18 protein-coding genes are annotated in these 15750 nt (G+C 68.0%); 12 read left to right on the forward strand and 6 right to left on the reverse strand.

What is annotated here, in order from left to right:
• Nucleotides 1–60: 60 nt before the first annotated feature.
• The 4 genes from ACXRVZ_RS03110 (at nt 61) to ACXRVZ_RS03125 (ending at nt 2483) form a co-directional block, all read left to right on the forward strand.
• A complete protein-coding gene (locus ACXRVZ_RS03110) occupies nt 61–723 on the forward strand; it encodes a TetR/AcrR family transcriptional regulator (RefSeq protein WP_457422616.1) in 663 nt (220 codons plus the stop codon).
• A gap of 16 nt (nt 724–739) precedes the next feature.
• Entirely contained in the window at nt 740–1513 is a 774-nt protein-coding gene (locus ACXRVZ_RS03115; RefSeq protein WP_457422618.1) for a hypothetical protein, read from the forward strand.
• Between the two features lie 176 nt (nt 1514–1689).
• Nucleotides 1690–2025 carry a hypothetical protein gene (locus tag ACXRVZ_RS03120; RefSeq protein WP_457422620.1) on the forward strand — a complete coding sequence of 112 codons (336 nt, stop codon included), beginning with the start codon at nt 1690–1692 and terminating at the stop codon, nt 2023–2025.
• A gap of 107 nt (nt 2026–2132) precedes the next feature.
• Nucleotides 2133–2483: a hypothetical protein gene (locus tag ACXRVZ_RS03125; RefSeq protein ID WP_457422622.1), complete on the forward strand. Its 351-nt coding sequence runs from the start codon at nt 2133–2135 to the stop codon at nt 2481–2483.
• A gap of 2 nt (nt 2484–2485) precedes the next feature.
• On the opposite strand, the gene ACXRVZ_RS03130 is transcribed toward ACXRVZ_RS03125, so the two are convergent.
• Complete coding sequence (locus ACXRVZ_RS03130) at nt 2486–3922, reverse strand: wax ester/triacylglycerol synthase family O-acyltransferase (protein ID WP_458232180.1); 1437 nt, start codon at nt 3920–3922, stop codon at nt 2486–2488.
• Between the two features lie 98 nt (nt 3923–4020).
• Here ACXRVZ_RS03130 and ACXRVZ_RS03135 point away from each other — a divergent pair, with 98 nt between their 5' ends.
• Nucleotides 4021–4272, forward strand: coding sequence for an acyl-CoA-binding protein (locus tag ACXRVZ_RS03135; protein ID WP_457422626.1), 252 nt, complete (start codon nt 4021–4023; stop codon nt 4270–4272).
• A gap of 41 nt (nt 4273–4313) precedes the next feature.
• On the opposite strand, the gene ACXRVZ_RS03140 is transcribed toward ACXRVZ_RS03135, so the two are convergent.
• A complete protein-coding gene (locus tag ACXRVZ_RS03140) occupies nt 4314–4640 on the reverse strand; it encodes a polyhydroxyalkanoic acid system family protein (protein WP_458232181.1) in 327 nt (108 codons plus the stop codon).
• A 165-nt stretch (nt 4641–4805) separates the two neighbouring features.
• Between ACXRVZ_RS03140 and ACXRVZ_RS03145 the strand changes: the two genes are divergently transcribed.
• Both ACXRVZ_RS03145 and ACXRVZ_RS03150 read left to right on the forward strand, forming a co-directional pair.
• Nucleotides 4806–5573, forward strand: a complete 768-nt coding sequence (locus tag ACXRVZ_RS03145) for a tetratricopeptide repeat protein (protein WP_457422630.1) — start codon at nt 4806–4808, stop codon at nt 5571–5573.
• A gap of 9 nt (nt 5574–5582) precedes the next feature.
• On the forward strand, nt 5583–6020 hold the full coding sequence (locus ACXRVZ_RS03150; RefSeq protein WP_457422632.1) for a DUF4826 family protein: 438 nt from the start codon (nt 5583–5585) through the stop codon (nt 6018–6020).
• Here ACXRVZ_RS03150 and ACXRVZ_RS03155 read toward each other — a convergent pair.
• Genes ACXRVZ_RS03155 through ACXRVZ_RS03170 form a run of 4 tightly spaced genes read right to left on the reverse strand, consistent with a single transcriptional unit; the run spans nt 6017 to nt 10334 of the window.
• Nucleotides 6017–6556 (reverse strand): GNAT family N-acetyltransferase, encoded by a 540-nt coding sequence (locus tag ACXRVZ_RS03155; protein ID WP_457422634.1) that lies wholly within the window; start codon nt 6554–6556, stop codon nt 6017–6019. The genes ACXRVZ_RS03150 and ACXRVZ_RS03155 overlap by 4 nt on opposite strands.
• A complete protein-coding gene (locus ACXRVZ_RS03160; RefSeq protein WP_457422636.1) occupies nt 6553–7569 on the reverse strand; it encodes an aminopeptidase in 1017 nt (338 codons plus the stop codon). Before ACXRVZ_RS03160 ends, ACXRVZ_RS03155 begins: the two co-directional genes overlap by 4 nt.
• The gene (locus tag ACXRVZ_RS03165; protein ID WP_457422638.1) at nt 7566–9563 is read right to left on the reverse strand and encodes a molybdopterin-containing oxidoreductase family protein; all 1998 of its coding nucleotides are present in this window, start codon (nt 9561–9563) and stop codon (nt 7566–7568) included. The genes ACXRVZ_RS03160 and ACXRVZ_RS03165 overlap by 4 nt, the downstream gene beginning before the upstream one ends.
• A gap of 39 nt (nt 9564–9602) precedes the next feature.
• Complete coding sequence (locus ACXRVZ_RS03170) at nt 9603–10334, reverse strand: SDR family oxidoreductase (RefSeq protein WP_457422640.1); 732 nt, start codon at nt 10332–10334, stop codon at nt 9603–9605.
• A gap of 125 nt (nt 10335–10459) precedes the next feature.
• Here ACXRVZ_RS03170 and ACXRVZ_RS03175 point away from each other — a divergent pair, with 125 nt between their 5' ends.
• From ACXRVZ_RS03175 to ACXRVZ_RS03195, 5 genes are all read left to right on the forward strand, one after another.
• A complete protein-coding gene (locus tag ACXRVZ_RS03175) occupies nt 10460–11374 on the forward strand; it encodes a LysR family transcriptional regulator (protein ID WP_457422642.1) in 915 nt (304 codons plus the stop codon).
• A 147-nt stretch (nt 11375–11521) separates the two neighbouring features.
• A complete protein-coding gene (locus tag ACXRVZ_RS03180; RefSeq protein ID WP_457422644.1) occupies nt 11522–12721 on the forward strand; it encodes a methyl-accepting chemotaxis protein in 1200 nt (399 codons plus the stop codon).
• Between the two features lie 9 nt (nt 12722–12730).
• On the forward strand, nt 12731–13099 hold the full coding sequence (locus tag ACXRVZ_RS03185; protein ID WP_457422646.1) for a response regulator: 369 nt from the start codon (nt 12731–12733) through the stop codon (nt 13097–13099).
• A gap of 151 nt (nt 13100–13250) precedes the next feature.
• The gene (locus tag ACXRVZ_RS03190; protein ID WP_457422648.1) at nt 13251–13568 is read left to right on the forward strand and encodes an STAS domain-containing protein; all 318 of its coding nucleotides are present in this window, start codon (nt 13251–13253) and stop codon (nt 13566–13568) included.
• Nucleotides 13558–15732, forward strand: coding sequence for a chemotaxis protein CheA (locus ACXRVZ_RS03195; RefSeq protein WP_457422650.1), 2175 nt, complete (start codon nt 13558–13560; stop codon nt 15730–15732). Before ACXRVZ_RS03190 ends, ACXRVZ_RS03195 begins: the two co-directional genes overlap by 11 nt.
• Nucleotides 15733–15750: the final 18 nt, after the last annotated feature.

A 15750-nucleotide genomic window follows, 5' to 3' on the forward strand; every position in this document is an offset into this window, starting at 1 on the left:
AGCCCACCATTCTAAAAGTCGCCCCCTTTTTGACGACGGACGCTGCCAGAATGCCCCGCGATGCCCACGCCCAAACGCCCCCGCCGCACTGCCGAACGCATCCTGGAGGTCACGCTGGATCTCTTCAACCGCTTCGGCGAGCCCAATGTGTCGACGACGCTGATCTCGGCCGAACTGAAGATCAGCCCGGGCAATCTCTACTACCACTACCCGGCCAAGGACGAGCTGATCAACGCGCTCTTCGGCCGCTACGAGGCCGAGCTCAACGAGCTGCTGGGGGCGGCCGACAACGTGCGCAACGTGGAGGACGCCTGGCTGTTCTTCCACATGCTGTTCGAGCTGATCTGGCGGCACCGCTTCCTCTACCGCGACCTGAACGATCTGCTGTTCAAGAACCGCCGGCTGGAGACTCACTTCCAGACGCTGCTGGCCGCCAAGGAGCTGGCGATGCGCCAGGTGCTGTCGGGCCTGCACCTGGGCGGCGCGCTGAAGATGGAGCTGCGCGAGGCGGCGCCGACGGCCAATGCGATGGTCGTGGTGGTCAGCTACTGGCTGAGCTACGAATACGTGCGCGACCCGCGCCACGCGCTGGAGCCCGACCGCGCCGGCGCGGCGCTGCTGCGCGGCGCCTTCCACGCTTTAAGCCTGCTGCTACCCTACCTTGAGCCTGGGTCCAAGGACCACCTCTACAAGCTCGCCGGCCAATACCAATCACTCACCTGACTGACGGAGACAAGCCATGGCCAAGTGGACCGCCTTCCCCTACGACAACGCCGCCTTCGTGTACACGCCGGCCACGCTGAAGAAGCAATGGGCCCGGCTGCACGCCGGCGACGCCGAGCCCTATCCCAAGGACGCGGCCGTCGTGCAGGCCTGGATCCACTTCCACGCCGGTGACTTCCAGGCCGCGTATGACGCCGGCCTGGCCGCAGGCGGCGCCGGCATCACCGTCGCCAACAAGGCCCAGGGCATCTACGCCAACTACCTTGAGAAGAAGGAGAAGGTGAAGCTGGAGATGTTCCTGGAGATTGCCGAGCGCGCCGAGGAGCAGCAGGGCGAGGACGCCAAGAACCCCAACGCCTGGTACTGGCAGGCCTACGCGCTGGGCCGCTATGGTCAGGGCATCAGCATCGCCAAGGCGCTGGCGCAAGGCCTGGGTACCAAGGTCAAGGGCGCGCTGGAGACGACCATCCAGCTCGCACCCAAGCATGCCGACGCCCACATCGCCTTGGGCGCCTTTCATGCCGAGGTCATCGACAAGGTTGGCAAGCTGCTGGGCCGCACCCAGGGCGCCGACACGGCGACCGGGTTGAAGATGTTCGAGCAGGCTCTCAAGCTCAACCCGACCAGCGCCATCGCGATGATCGAACGCGCCAACGGCCTGGTCATGCTGGAGGGCGACAAGCGCATGACCGAGGCCGAAAAGCTCTACGCCGACGCGGCCGCCGGCGAGGCGCTGGACGCGATGGAGTTGCTCGATATCGAGCTGGCCAAAGAGGAACTCGAAGACTGAGTAAAAACCCTCAGCCTTGCCCGGCACACCCCGTCGGGAAGCGGGCATAAGTCACAGTCCTGAGGCCGATTCGTGAAGCAGTTCACGGCCTGCCCACCCGTAGTTCCGGGGGTGCGCGTCAGGATATGGCAACGTAAGCTTCGCTCCATACCCAACCCCTCAACGAGACAAGCGCCATGAAGTTCCTGATCCCCGCCCTCGCCGCCGTCGCCGCCTTCTCCGTGCAGGCTGCCGACAAGCAAACGCCCGAGCAGTCCGAGCTGCGCGCCGAGTGCGCCAGCAGCTACAGCGCCACCAGCAGCATCACGACGCCGGTCGCCGCTAACGAGTACCAGTTCGTCTACGCCAACGGCAAGTACAAGGGCGAAGCCAAGCCAGGCAAGCTGCTGGCCTGCACCTCGCAGCAGTACGCCGCCTACCTGGACAACAAGGCTGACCCGGCCAAGGTGATGTCTGCCTACCCGACCGCCGCCGGCCGCCCGACCACCAAGAAGAAGGCCGACCGCTCCTGAGTCAACGACTCTTCAGGACAGCCAAGGCGCTCTTCGGAGCGCCTTTGTTTTTGGGCGCTCGGCGACGTAATCTTGAACGTGCTTTCCCAGCACTCAGGAGGTCAGCCATGAGAACCCTTGCAGCCGCCATTGCCGCTCTGGTGTTCACCCTCCCCGCCTCTGCCGCCAGCACGCCTGCGGACTACGCCCAGGCCACGTTGCGCGACGGGTGCGCGCAGAGTGTCGCCAGCCACAGCGCCCACCAAGCGCCCGGTAGCCAGATGCCGGGTTTCACCGGTGAACGCTACAAAGGCGACAACCGCTACTACAACGACGCCAAACCTTGCGACGAAGCGCAGTACGCGGTCTACCTCGAAAAAGCGGATCCCGCCACGGTGATGATGGCCCACCCCACCGGCACCGGCAAGAAAGCCAAGAAACCCGCGGCAGCCTCGTCAGCGCCCGCCAAGTCGAAATAGGCTCAGGCTGCGTCCTGCCCCCAGGGCATCATCAACGACAGCAGCAGCAGCTTCTCAAACTCCGGTGCGAAGTTGGCGATGATGGCCTCGGGGTCGGGGCACAGGCCTGCGTCGGTGATGAGGCCGAACTGCACGCGGCCGGCATAGGTCAGGATGCTCAGGCCCATGCCGATGTCACCCGACTGCGGCACCCAGAACATCACCTTCTCCACCGTCGAGCCGCAGAACTTCAGCGCCTCGGCCGGGCCGGGCACATTGGTCATCACGGCCGTCGCCTTCTTGGCGAAGAGGTTCAGCATCGCGTGCTGCACGGGCTTGATGAGCAGCCCGGCAATCGACAGCAGTCCGAAGGCCATCACCGGCTGAAAGCTGCCCTTCAGCTCGCTCATGCGTGCCCGCACCGCGAACAGCCGCTCGACGGGGTTGGCGATGCCGATGGGCAGCACCAGCGGCACCAGGCCGAAGCGGTTGCCCAGCTGCCAGGCCTGCTCCAGCGGGCGCAGGTTGACGGGCACCATGGCGCGAATCTCCTTGCCCGCCGGGTCCTCGCCCTTGTCAGCGAGGTACTTGCCGATGGCGCCGGCCGCGCAGGCCAGCAGCACATCGTTGATGGACGCACCCAGCACCTTGCCGACGGCCTTGACCTCGTCCAGCGCCAGGCTGTCGTCCCAGGCCACGGTCTTCTTCGCGCCGGGCTTGCCCTTGAGGCGCGTGGGCGAGTCGTCGGGCATGAGCGCAAACGCGGCCACGTCGGACACGGCCTGGTAGCCCATGCGGGCCATTTCCAGCGACTGATCCATAGGCGTGCTGCCGCTCATGGCCAGATCCACGCCCTTGGCGACCCCCTTGCCCGTCAGGCCAATGGCCTTGAGCGTCATGCTGGTCATGGGGCGCAGGAAGGCATCGAGCAGCCAGTCGGCCTCGCCAGCAGGCTCTTCCTTGGGCGCACGCTGGGGTGGCGCCTTGCCGCCGTCGGTGATGGACAGCATCACGGCGATCAGCGCAATGCCGTCGGCGATGCAGTGATGGATGCGGGCGATCAGCGCGCTGGTGCCGTCGCCCATGTCCTCGATGAGCTGGAACTGCCAGAGCGGGTGAGCCGGGTCCAGCGGCTCGGAGCACAGCTCGGCCACGCGCTCGCGCAGCACCTCGTCGCGGCTCTGGCCGCGCAGCGGCAGCGGCTCCTCGGCGACAACGTGGCGGGCAATGTCAAAGTCGCGGTCGGCCACCCACTGCGCGCCCAGCAGCGCGTCTTCAACGACCTTCTGCCGGAAGCGCGGGTATTGCAGCAGCCGCTCGGCCACGCGCTCGCGCAGCTGGCTCAGCATGATGCCGGGGCGGATGGACCAGACCCCGACGATCATCATCAGGTTGGCCTCGGTGTCCATGCGCAACCAGGCGGTATCCACCTTGGACATGCGTTCGCTGCTGGGGCCCATGTGTCTCCTCGGAATCGTTATTTGCCGGGCCTAAACTCGCCGGCCCGTCGTTCGATTGTGACCAACACGAACCCCTCGAATCTGCCTGGAGAACCCCCATGAGCCTGAAAGACCAATTCGAAGCCGCCGTCGCCGATTCGAAGAACCTGCCCGAGCGGCCCGACAACCAGACGCTGCTCAAGCTCTACGCCCTCTACAAGCAAGGCAGCACCGGCGATGCCAACGGCAAGCGCCCCGGCTTCACCGACATGGTCGGCCGCGCCAAGTGGGATGCCTGGAACGAGCTGAAGGGCACCTCGGCCGACGACGCTCAACAGCAGTACGTCGACTTGATTGAATCTTTGAAGTAATTGCGCCAACGGCGCTCGGCAAGAACCGGCTGAGCCTGTGCTCAGGCCGGTTTCTTTTTGGTTGGCGCCTTCTTGTTGCTGGCGCTGAGCAGTGCGTCCAGTTCCTTCTGGATCTCGCCCTCGATGGTCCCCTTGAACGCGCCGAGCAGGAAACCGAGCTGGGCGACAAGGTCGAAGCTGCTGGCCGTGACCGTCAGCTCGCCCTTGACGCCCGAGCGCGTGAACTCGACGGTGTCCTCGTCGTCGCCCTCGTGCACGGTGCATTCCATGTCGAACTTGGCTTCGACCTGCTCGGCCCATTTCCAGGCGATTTCGCGCGCCTTCTTCAGGCCCAGGTCGTGGTCTCGGTGAATGCGGATCTCGGCCACGGTGGCTCTCCTCAATGTGGTGCGCTGCACTCTAAGCCAGACCCGCGATCTGATCAGGATTAACAGGCCCTAACACCCTGACTGATCGTTTGCACAGATACTTCGGCGCCTCAAAAGCCAGGCAAGAGCCGGGCATCAAGCCCGCCAGCCGCCCAGGGAGAAATCTTGCGACCCGTCGACCCCGACCCGCACAACCTCGACCCGCTCAGCGAGGGTCTGGCCCACCTGCGCGCGGCGGAGCCCGACCATGAGCAGGCGGTTTATTGGTTCCGCGTCGCGGCCGATGCGGGCAGTGCCGAGGGCCTGGCCCTGTTCGCCTTCTGCCAGCTCGAGGGCCTGGGCCTGCCGCGCGACCCCGAGCAGGCCCGCCAGCGCCTGGAGCGCGCCTCCAGCGAGGGCAGCCTGACGGCCAAGTTCAACCTCGGCCGCGCGCTGGTCGCCGGCTGGGGCGGCGCGGCCGACGCCACGCGGGGCGTGGCTCTCTACACGGCTGCTGCGGCCCAGGGCCACGCCGACGCCACCTTCAACCTCGCCAGTTGCCTGGACGCCGGCTGGGGCTGCCAGGCCGACCGCCTCGCCGCCAAGGCCTTGTTCCTGCGCGCCCGCACCCTGGGCAGCACGCTGCGGGCTCCGGGCCTGCGCGTGCGCGAACGCGAACTGGACGCCGTGCGCAAGCTGGCCCGCCGCTTCGCTCAAGGCGACGACCTCGCCCACCTCATCGAGGAGCGCCAGCACGAGATCGCGCTGATGCACGAGCTGGTGCACCACCCCCGCCGCAAGCCACGCCTCAGCCGTCGCCAGCGCGGCTGGCTGACGCGCGCTGTCAGCGTCACCGCAGTAGTCGCGGGCGTGGCGGGTGCGGTGGCGGGGTTCTTCGGGTGGCGTGGCGGCCAAGCGCTGAAGCACGATGCCGGCCCGACTTCGATCCGCTGACCCGCCGACATGACTGACTACGACGATCCCGAAGTGGACGCGCAATGGTGCGCCGAACGCCGCGAAGAGATCGCTGCATATTTGCAGCGCGAAGGGCTGACGCACGGTCAGATTGGTGCCGATCCCGCTTGGCACGTCGCGCCCTACGTTTCTGTCTGGGCCATCGAAAGTCTTATCGCTCCTGGCGCCGTCGGCTGGTGGGCAATCTCGGGAGACTTGCCTAACGACTATGTGTCTGCCGAAGGCGCCAAGAATCCGCGTGAAGCCGTTCGATCTATCGCGTTGCTTTGGCAGGAGACGGCTGATTACATGTCGCGCGGAGAGGCGCATCCGTCGTTGCGCATCGGATCAGGCCAGCAAGATCATGAGCTAGCCCCTCTACTCGCATCCCGCGCTAAGTTGCTGCTCGACTGGGCGAGCGACACCGAGCTCTGGGAAGACGCTTAACTGCGCGGCGCCTGCACCATCGGCTGCCTCGGATGCAGCCTCGCCATCGTCACCACATCATCAAAGACGCCATTGCGCAGCGCATAGGCCTTGAGCCGCCCCTCGTGCTCGAAGCCATGCCGCTCATACAGCCGGATCGCCCGCGCGTTGTCGTGATAGACCGTCAACTCGATGCGCAGGATCTGCGCCCAGTTGTCGGCGTAGTCGATCAGGCCTGCCATCAACGCCTGGCCGACGCCCTGCCCTTGCGAAGCCTTGGCGACCGTGATGCCCAGACCCATCACATGGCGGCGGCGCACCGAGGGGCCGACCGGGTGCAGGCCGGCGAGGCCGACGGGCTTGTCGTCGATCACCGCCGCAAGCACCAGTTCGTTGGACCCCGCCGCCGGCGGGTTCATGCCGGCAATGCGCTGGGCCCACATCTCTTCGCTGGCGAAGGGCAGTTGCAGCGTGCCGCCGAAGACTTCGGGGTCGGCGAATTGCTCGGCGATGGCCGCGGCGTCAGCGGGTTTGACTCGTCGCAGGGTCAGCTTCATTCAAGGCCTTTCAATCGGGCTCGGCGTTCTTCTCTAGGCAGCGGCACCAACCGCTCCACTGCCGCGTGGAATTTCGCCCAGTCCCGCCCCTCGCGCTCGAACAGGCGCATGAAGGCGGGCACGAGTTCGTCATAGGCGGCGAGGATGGCGAAGTTGGCGTTGTTGGCGCGCTGGAACCAGGCCTCGTAGCCGGGCGCCTCGCGCGGCACGCGTTCGCGCAGCTCGGCGAGGATCGCGGCCTTGGCGTCGCGGCGGGCTTCTGTCGGGCCGTCGTAGACCGCCTGCAGGCGCTCGCGGCCTTCGCGGGCGAGCTTGAGGAAGGCCGCGCGGCGCGCCCGGCCGGCCTCGAAGGCGGCCAGGGCCTCGGGCTTGGTCGCAAGCCACTGGCGCGCACCGATCAGCTCGACGGCGCTGGCATAAGCCTCGTTGAAGCCGGTGTCGTCGCTGGCGTAGACGCGCTGGTGGGCCAGCTCGTGGAAGATCATGGCCGCCAGCTCGCCCTCGGCGTAGCGGATGAAGGTGTTGAGCAGCGGGTCGCCGCCCAGCATGCGGCTCCAGCCCAGCGTGGAGTAGGCGGGAATGGCCTGCACCTGCGCCTCCCAGCCCTCGGCCTTCAGCGCGTCGGCGCGGGCCTTGGCTTCGTCCAGGTTGAACCAGCCCTGGTAGCCGGCGCAGCCCATGATGGGATAGCACCAGGTCTTGAGCACGAAGCCGAACTCGGGCGCGGCGATGACGTTCCACACCGCCGCCGGGCGGCCAAGGTCGGCGTAGCGGCGGTAGCTGTTGTTCTCGGGCAGGGCCAGTTGGCTGCTGGCGTAGTCGCGCATCTGCTGCGACAGGCGCAGGCGCTCGGCGAGGTCGGGCTTGGTCGCCGGGTCGGCCAGCCAGTCCTGCACCGGTTTGGCGGCGCGCACGATGCCCAGATGGCCCCCAGCGGCCTGGGTCCAGTGGCCGACGGCGCTGCAGCCTCCCAAGCCAAGCAGCGCGGCCGACAGCAACAGGCGACGAATCAAGCTGCTTCCACCTGCACAAGGCAGTCGTAGAACGCCGGCGCGTTGCCCATGTCGGTCAGGTGCTGGTGCGTCACCTCGTTGACGTTGGTGCCTTGCGCGCCGAGCTTGCGCCACCACACGCCCAGGCCGTTGACAACGCCGGGTCGGGCGCGCTGGCTGACCTTGAGCCGGGCGACGTAGCGGCCCCGGTCGTTGAAGGCGGAGACCAGCGCATCATCGGCCAGGCCGCGCGCCGTGGCATCGTCGGCGTGCATCTCGATGAGCGGCTCGCCCTCGATGTCGCGCAGGCTCTTCACGTTCACAAAACTGCTGTTCAGGAAGTTGCGCGCCGGCGGCGAGATCATGGCCAGCGGGTAGCGGGCGGCCAGCTCGGGCGAGCTTTGCGCGCTCTCGTAATTGGGCAGGTAGTCGGCGCCCGCCGCCTGGGCGCGGCCGTTGGGCGTGCGGAAACCGCCTTGGGCAAACGGCGCCTCGGCGATGGGCAGCGGCAGCCAGCCTTGCTCGCGCAGCAGGCCCATGTCGATGTCGGCCGTGAAGGCCTGGGCGGCAAGGTCTTTGTCGCTGTCGCTGAAAGCTTGGTCGGTCAAGCCCATCGCTGCTGCCAGCTCGCGGAAGATCTGCGTGTTGGTCTTGGACTCGCCCAGCGGCGCCACGGCCGGCTGGTTCATCAGCACGTCGGTGTGGCCGTAGGAGGTGTGAACGTCCAGATGTTCGAGCTGGGTCGTGGCCGGCAAAACGTAATCGGCCAGGTCGGCCGTGTCGGTCATGAAGTGCTCGAGCACGACGGTGAACAAGTCCTCGCGCTGGAAGCCCTTCACCACCTTGGGCGACTCGGGCGCCACGGCGACGGGGTTGCTGTTGTAGACGATGAGAGCGGCGATAGGCGGGTCGGCCTGCAGCAGCGCGTCGCCGATGCTGCTCATGTTGACCATGCGCGGCTGGCGGCCGGCGAGCAGGTCGGGCCGCTCCAGATTCGGGTTCTTGAAGGGCGCATTCCAGCCCGAGGCCGACAACAGCACGCCGCCGCTTTGATGCCGCCAGGCGCCGGTCAGGCAGGGCAGCAGCGCGATCAGGCGCACCGCATTGCCGCCGCCGCGCACACGCTGCAGGCCGTAGTTCATGCGGATGGCTGCGGGTTTGATCGTCGCGTAGTCGCGCGCCAGGCCGCGCACCTCGTCGGCGCTGATGCCGCAGGTGGTGGCCACGCGCTCCGGCGTCCAGGCCAGGGCCTTGGCGCGCAGTTCGTCCCAGCCGTCGACGTAGTTGGCTATGTAGTCGCGGTCCAGCCAGTCGTTGGCGATCAACTCGTGCATCAGGCCCAGGGCCAACGCGCCATCGGTGCCGGGCAGCACGGCGATGTGCTGGTGGCACTTGTCTGCCGTCTCGGTCTTGCGCGGGTCAATGCAGATGAGCTTGGCGCCCTCGCGCTTGGCCTGGTTGGCATAGGTCCAGAAGTGCAGGTTGGACGCGATGCTGTTGCTGCCCCAGATGACGATCAGCTTCGCGCCCGCGAAATGGCGTGTGTGCATGCCCAGCTTGTGGCCGTAGGTGGCGGCCAGGCCCGCTCCGCCGGCGGAGGCGCAGATGGTGCGGTCCAGGCGTGCGGCGCCCAGCGCGTTCCACAGCCGGCCGGCCATGGCCTCGCCCTGGATCAGGCCCATGGTGCCGGCGTAGCTGTAGGGCTGGATGGTCTGCGGGTCCTTGATGGCCTTGAGCTTCGCGGCGATGTCGGCGATGGCCTCGGCCCAGCTGACCTGCACGAAGGCCGGCGCCTCGGTCTTCTTGCTGACGCGCTTGAGCGGGTGCAGCAGGCGCTCGGCGTGGTATGTCCGCTCGGGGTAGCGCGAGACCTTGGTGCAGAGCGCGCCATGGGTGTTGGGGTGGTCGGCGCGACCCTGGACCTTGATGACGCGTTCGTTCTCGACGGTGACCTGCATCGCGCAGGTGTCAGGGCAGTCGTGGGGGCAGGCGCCGTGGACGGTACGAATGGTCATGGCAATCGCGGTTCGGGCAGAACCGCGATTGTCGCAAGCTCAAAGTTGGCTCATGCCACCGTCAACAATGATTTCCGTGCCGACGATGAAGGCCGACTCCGGCGCGGCCAGGTGCAGCACGGTGGAGGCGATCTCTTCCGGCGTGCCGAAGCGGCCCAGCGGCACCTGGCTTTGGATCTGCGCGGCAACGGTCTTCAGCGTCTCGGCGTCGAAGCCCAGCTTTCCATACAGCGGCGTCGTCACCGGGCCGGGGCTGATGACGTTGACGCGCGCGCCCTGCGGCAGCAGCTCGGCCGACAGCGTCTTGGCCAACGAGATCAGCGCGGCCTTGCTGGCGGCGTAGATGGCCGAGTTGGGCATGCCGATGTGGGCGTTGATGGAGCCGTTCAGCACGATGGACGCGCCCTTGGCCAGCACCGGGCGCAGCGCCTGGATCAGGAAGAAGGCGCCCTTGGCATTGGTGTTGAAGGTGCGGTCCCAGAGGTCTTCGCTGGCGTCGCCCAGCGACGCGAACTCGGCGATGCCGGCGTTGACGAAAACGGCGTCCAGCTGGCGTCCAGCGGCGGCGAGGTGGGCGCCCAGGGCCTTGGCGCCGAGCACGTCGGCGGCATCCAGCGCGACCAGCTCGAAGCCCTCGGCCTCGTGGTTCTTGCCCGGGCGGGCGGTGACGATGACATGGGCGCCTTCGGCCTTGAAGGCGCGGGCGGCAGCCAGGCCGATGCCGGAGGTGCCACCGGTGACGAGGACGGTCTTGTTGGTGAAGCGGGACATGATGGTTTCCTTGGAGTCTGGGGTTGAGCGGCTTGTTTGCCGTGGACTCGATACTCGGCCGCGCACCCCTTTTTGACGTCCGGCCTTGTTGGCCGACTCGTGCAAGGCTTTCGAACATCCCATCCATGCTCAGCGACGACGAGATCCAGTTGATGGAGGCCATCCTGGCCAGCGGAAGCCTCACGCGCGCTGCGGCCAGCCTGGGCAAGGCGCCGTCCACCGTGTCCTACACGCTGCGCCAGATCGAGACCCGCTTCGACGCCCTGCTCTTCGACCGCCGCCGCTACCGGCTGGCACTGACGCCGGCCGGTGCGCTGCTGGTGCGTGAGGCGACGCGGCTGCGCGACGACATGCAGCGCCTGACGCGCCGCGTCACGCAGGTGGCCAAGGGTTGGGAAGACAGGCTGTGGGTGGTCACCGACGAGATCATCGAGTTCGACTCGCTGCTGCCCGTCATCCAGGACTTCGACGCGCTGGACTCGGGCGTGGGCCTGCGCGTGACACACGAGGTGCTGGGCGGCACCTGGGAGGCGCTGGCCGAGGGCCGGGCCGACCTAGTCATCGGCGCGACGAATGAGCCACCCGCGCTGGCTGGCGTGCAGTGGCGCGAGCTGGGCGAGATGCGTTGGGTCTACGCCGTGGCGCCCCGCCACCCGCTGGCCAAGGCCAAGGGGCCGCTGACGGCCGCGCAGATGCAGGCGCACCGCGCCGTCGTCGTGGCCGACACGTCAAGGCGCAGCGACGGCAAGGCCTACGGCCATGGCGCCGGCCAGGCCACGCTGGCCGTGCCCAGCATGGCGGCAAAGATCGCGGCGCAGCGGGCGGGCCTGGGTGTGGGCTGGCTGCCCGAAGCGCGCGTGGCCTCGCTGCTCAAGCGCGGCGAGCTGGTGCAGCTGGCGACCGCCGTGCCGCGCGAGCCCAACACCCTCTACATCGGCTGGCGGGCCAGCGACGGCCGCGCACTGGCCTGGTGGCTGGAGAAGCTGGGCGACCCCCGGCTGTGCCAGCGCCTCGTGGACGGCCTGGACCGCCACGTCTGAGCACGCCCTGCCCGTGGGGCATTGCGGCAAATTGCCGCTCTTTCTACCGAAGATTCCTGCATCGCCGGCGCCATCCGCTAGTAAGCTGCCGCCATTCCAAGACCGGGCCGGCGCCTGCCGAGCCTGCGGAGACAACGGAGGCGGCGCATGGAGTTCCAGGACAGCCCAACCCACAGCACGAGGTCCGCGCCAGCCAGCTGGCAGCGGCTCGCGCCCTTAGGTCTTGGCGTGGCTGCGGCACTGGCGGTGCTGGGCCTGTGCGGGCTGAACCTGCTGTCGGCAGTCATCGCACTGGCGCTGTTAGCGGCCGGCTTCGTGCTGATGCGCAGCCTCTCCCAATGGCAGGCCGGTCTGCGCGCCGAGGTGCGTGCCCATCTGGACGGCCAGCAGCAGCTGGGCGAGACGCTGCTGCCGGTCTGGAGCGGTCATATCGAGTCCACGCGCAGCCAGGTCGAGACGGCCGTCTCGGCACTGGCGGAGCGCTTCGCCGGCATCGTGCAGCAACTGGACGAGACGGCCCGCCTGTCCGACATGGCGGCTGACTCCATTGCCGGCGGCGCGGGCGGCAACGGCGGCCTGGTGGCCGTGTTCGCCCAGGGCGAGCGCGAGCTGGGCCAGGTGGTCAGGTCGCTGGAGGAGGCCATGGTCACCAAGGCCGAGATGCTGGCCAAGATCCAGACGCTGGAGCAGTACATCCGCGAGCTGCAGGACATGGCCGCCGACGTCGCCCGCATCGCCCAGCAGACCAATCTGCTGGCGCTGAACGCCGCCATCGAGGCCGCGCGCGCCGGTGAGCAGGGCCGCAGCTTCGCCGTCGTGGCGCAGGAGGTGCGGCAGCTCTCCAAGGCCTCGGCCGACACCGGCCGCAACATCGCCGCCAAGGTGACGCTGGTCAGCGACGCCATCACCGCCACCAGCAAGGCGGCGGCCGATTCGCGCGTCCGGGACGACGCAGCCACCAAACAGTCCGCCGAGATCATCGACACCGTGCTGCAGCAGTTCCGCCGCTCGACGGACGCGCTCGTCGAGTCCGGCAGCCACCTGAAGAGCGGCCGCGACTTCCTGCAGCAGGAGATCAGCGAGGCGCTGGTGCATCTGCAGTTCCAGGACCGCATCAGCCAGATCATGAGCCATGTGCGCGACAGCATCGACGGCGTGCCACCCGCGCTGCGCGAACTGCAGCAGCGCTACGAAAACGGCGGCGCCCTCGGCGCACTGGACGCCCGGAGCCTGCTGGCCTCGCTGGAGAAGACCTACGCCATGGCCGACGAGCGCAAGGTGCATCGCGGCGGCAGCAACACCAGCGCGCCCGCGCCGGCCGCGGCGGACGAGATCACTTTTTTCTAAGGTAGCAGCATGAGCAAGACGATCCTGGTGGTGGATGACTCCGCCTCGCTGCGGCAGGTCGTGGGCATCGCACTCAAGGGCGCGGGCTACACGGTCATCGAGGGCTGCGACGGCCTCGACGCGCTCAGCAAGCTGACCGGCCAGAAGATCCACCTCGTCATCAGCGACGTGAACATGCCCAACATGGACGGCATCAGCTTCGTCAAGGCCTTGAAGGCCATGCCGGCCTACCGCTTCACGCCGGTCATCATGCTGACCACCGAATCGGCCGAAGGCAAGAAGGCCGAGGGCCAGGCCGCCGGCGCCAAGGCCTGGGTGGTCAAGCCCTTCCGACCCGAGGTCATGCTCAATGCCGTCCAGAAGCTGGTGCTGCCGTGAGCCCCTCGCCCAGTCTCGCCTCGCTGAACGCCGGCGATCCCAGTCGGTCCCCCGCGGGGACGGCGATGCTTGCCGGTTCGACCGGCAAGCACATCGCCCAAGGCGGGCCGGCTTGGGAGCGGCCCGGCGCTCGGCCCGCAAAGGTGCTGACATGAGTGCCACTCTGGCGCTCGACGGTGAGCTGAGCATCTATCGCGCGGCGGAGCTCAAGCCGCTGCTGCTGCAGGCGCTGGCCAAGGCCGATGCCGGGCTGGAGATCGACCTGTCCGGCGTCACCGAGTTCGACAGCGCCGGCCTGCAGCTGCTGATGCTGGCCAAGCAGCAGGCGCGCGCGCTGAAACGCGAGCTGCGCCTGGTGGGCCACAGCCCGGCCGTGCTGGAGGTGTTCGAGTTGCTCAACGTCGCCGCCCACTTCGGCGACCCGCTGATCGTGGCCGCGTCTGCGGCGGGAGCCCGCCATGGATCTTGACGCCGCGCTGCAGACCTTCATCGCCGAGTGCCGCGAGCTGCTGGCCGACATGGAGACGGCGCTGCTGGGCATCGAGCAGGCGCCCAACCGCGACGAGGCGGTCAACGCCATCTTCCGCGCCGCCCACACCATCAAAGGCTCGGCCGGCCTGTTCGGCCTGGACCATTTCGTCAGCTTCACCCATGTGGTGGAGAGCCTGCTGGACCAGGTGCGCGACGGCAAGCTGGACATCGGCGACGAGCTGGTCGTGCTGCTGCTGTCCTGCTGCGACCACCTCACCGTGCTGACCGACGCGCTGCAGGCCGGCCACACCGAGGAAGACGCCACCAGCGCCCAGAACGCGCAACTGCTGGTCAGCCAGCTGCGCCGCTGGCTGGAGCCGCAGGCCTCGGCGCTGGCGCTGCCCGAGGTGCCGGTCGCCGATGTCGAGCGCATCGCCCGCCACGACCAGGCCGGCACGACGGAAGAGCTCTGGCACCTGTCGCTGCGCTTCGGGCCGGACGTGCTGCGCATGGGCATGGACCCGCTGTCCTTCATCCGTTACCTGAGCCAGATCGGCCGCATCGCCGCCCTTGTCACGCTGGCCGACGCCCTGCCCGCCGATGCCGACGAGATGGACGCCGAGAGCTGCTACCTCGGCTTCGAGATCGCGCTGCAGAGCAAGGCCGACAAGGCCACCATCGAGGGCGTGTTCGAGTTCGTGCAGGACGACTGCGCGCTGCGCATCCTGCCGCCGCACAGCCGCATCGAGGACTACGTGGCTCTCATCAAGGGCCTGCCCGAAGAGCCCGCGCGACTGGGCGACATCCTGGTCAGCTGCGGCAGCGTCACCGCGCGCGAGCTGCAGGCTGCGCTGGCCGCGCAGGCCCAGGGCAGCGGCAGCGGCGGTGTGGAGGCCAAGCTCGGCACCATCCTCGTCGAGCAGCAGGCGGTGCCGCCAGCCGTCGTCGACGCCGCGCTGGCCAAGCAGCGCCAGAGCAGCGAGACGCGCACGCAGGAGAGCCGCTCCATCCGCGTCGATGCCGACCGGCTGGACCACCTCATCAACCTGGTGGGCGAACTCATCATCGCCGGCGCCGGCGCCGACCTGCTGGCCCGGCAGGTGCAGCACGCCGAGCTGCAGGAGGCCACGTCGCGCATGGCCGGCCTGGTGCAGGAGGTGCGCGACGGCGCGCTGCAGCTGCGCATGGTCAAGATCGGCGCCACCTTCAACAAGTTCCAACGCGTGGTGCATGACGTGTCGCGCGAGATCGGCAAGGACATCGCGCTGCAGGTCAGCGGCGAGGACGCCGAGCTGGACAAGACCGTCGTCGAGAAGATCGGCGACCCGCTGATGCACCTGGTGCGCAACGCCATCGATCACGGCATCGAGTCCGTCGAGGCGCGGCTGGCACGCGGCAAGCCGGCCAAGGGGCTGGTCAAGCTCAACGCCTTCCACGACTCGGGCAGCATCGTCATCGAGGTCAGCGACGACGGTGGCGGCCTCAAGCGCGAGCGCATCCTGGCCAAGGCCATCGAGCGCGGCCTGGTGGACGCCGAGGCCAGGCTCAGCGACGCCGAAGTCTTCGAGCTCATCTTCGCGCCCGGCTTCTCCACGGCCGAGCAGATCACCAACCTGTCGGGGCGCGGCGTCGGCATGGATGTGGTGAAGCGCAACATCACCGCGCTGCGCGGCACCGTCGGCATCCGCAGCAGCGAGGGCCAGGGCACGACGGTCAGCGTGCGCCTGCCGCTGACGCTGGCCATCATCGACGGCTTCCTCGTCAAGGTTGGCGACTCGACCTTCGTCGTGCCGCTGGACCTCATCGAGGAGTGCATCGAGTTCGACAGCGAGTCCGGCCACGACTACTGCAACCTGCGCGGCGAAGTGCTGCCCTTCGTCAGGCTGCGCCAGTTTTTCGACATCGATGCCCCGGCGGCGCGGCGCGAGAGCGTCGTCGTCATCCAGCACGCCGGCCAGCGCGCCGGCCTGGTCGTGGATGCGCTGCTGGGCGAATTCCAGACCGTCATCAAGCCGTTGAGCCGCGTCTTCCAGCAGGTCAAGTGCATCAGCGGCTCGACCATCCTGGGCACCGGCGCCGTCGCGCTGATCCTGGACGTCGGCGCGCTGCTTCATCAGACGGGCGCCCGCCAGCACCACCGGTCCATCGCACAAGAACACTGAACCCTTTTGGGTACACGG

This window comes from Roseateles sp. P5_E8, from assembly GCF_054177665.1.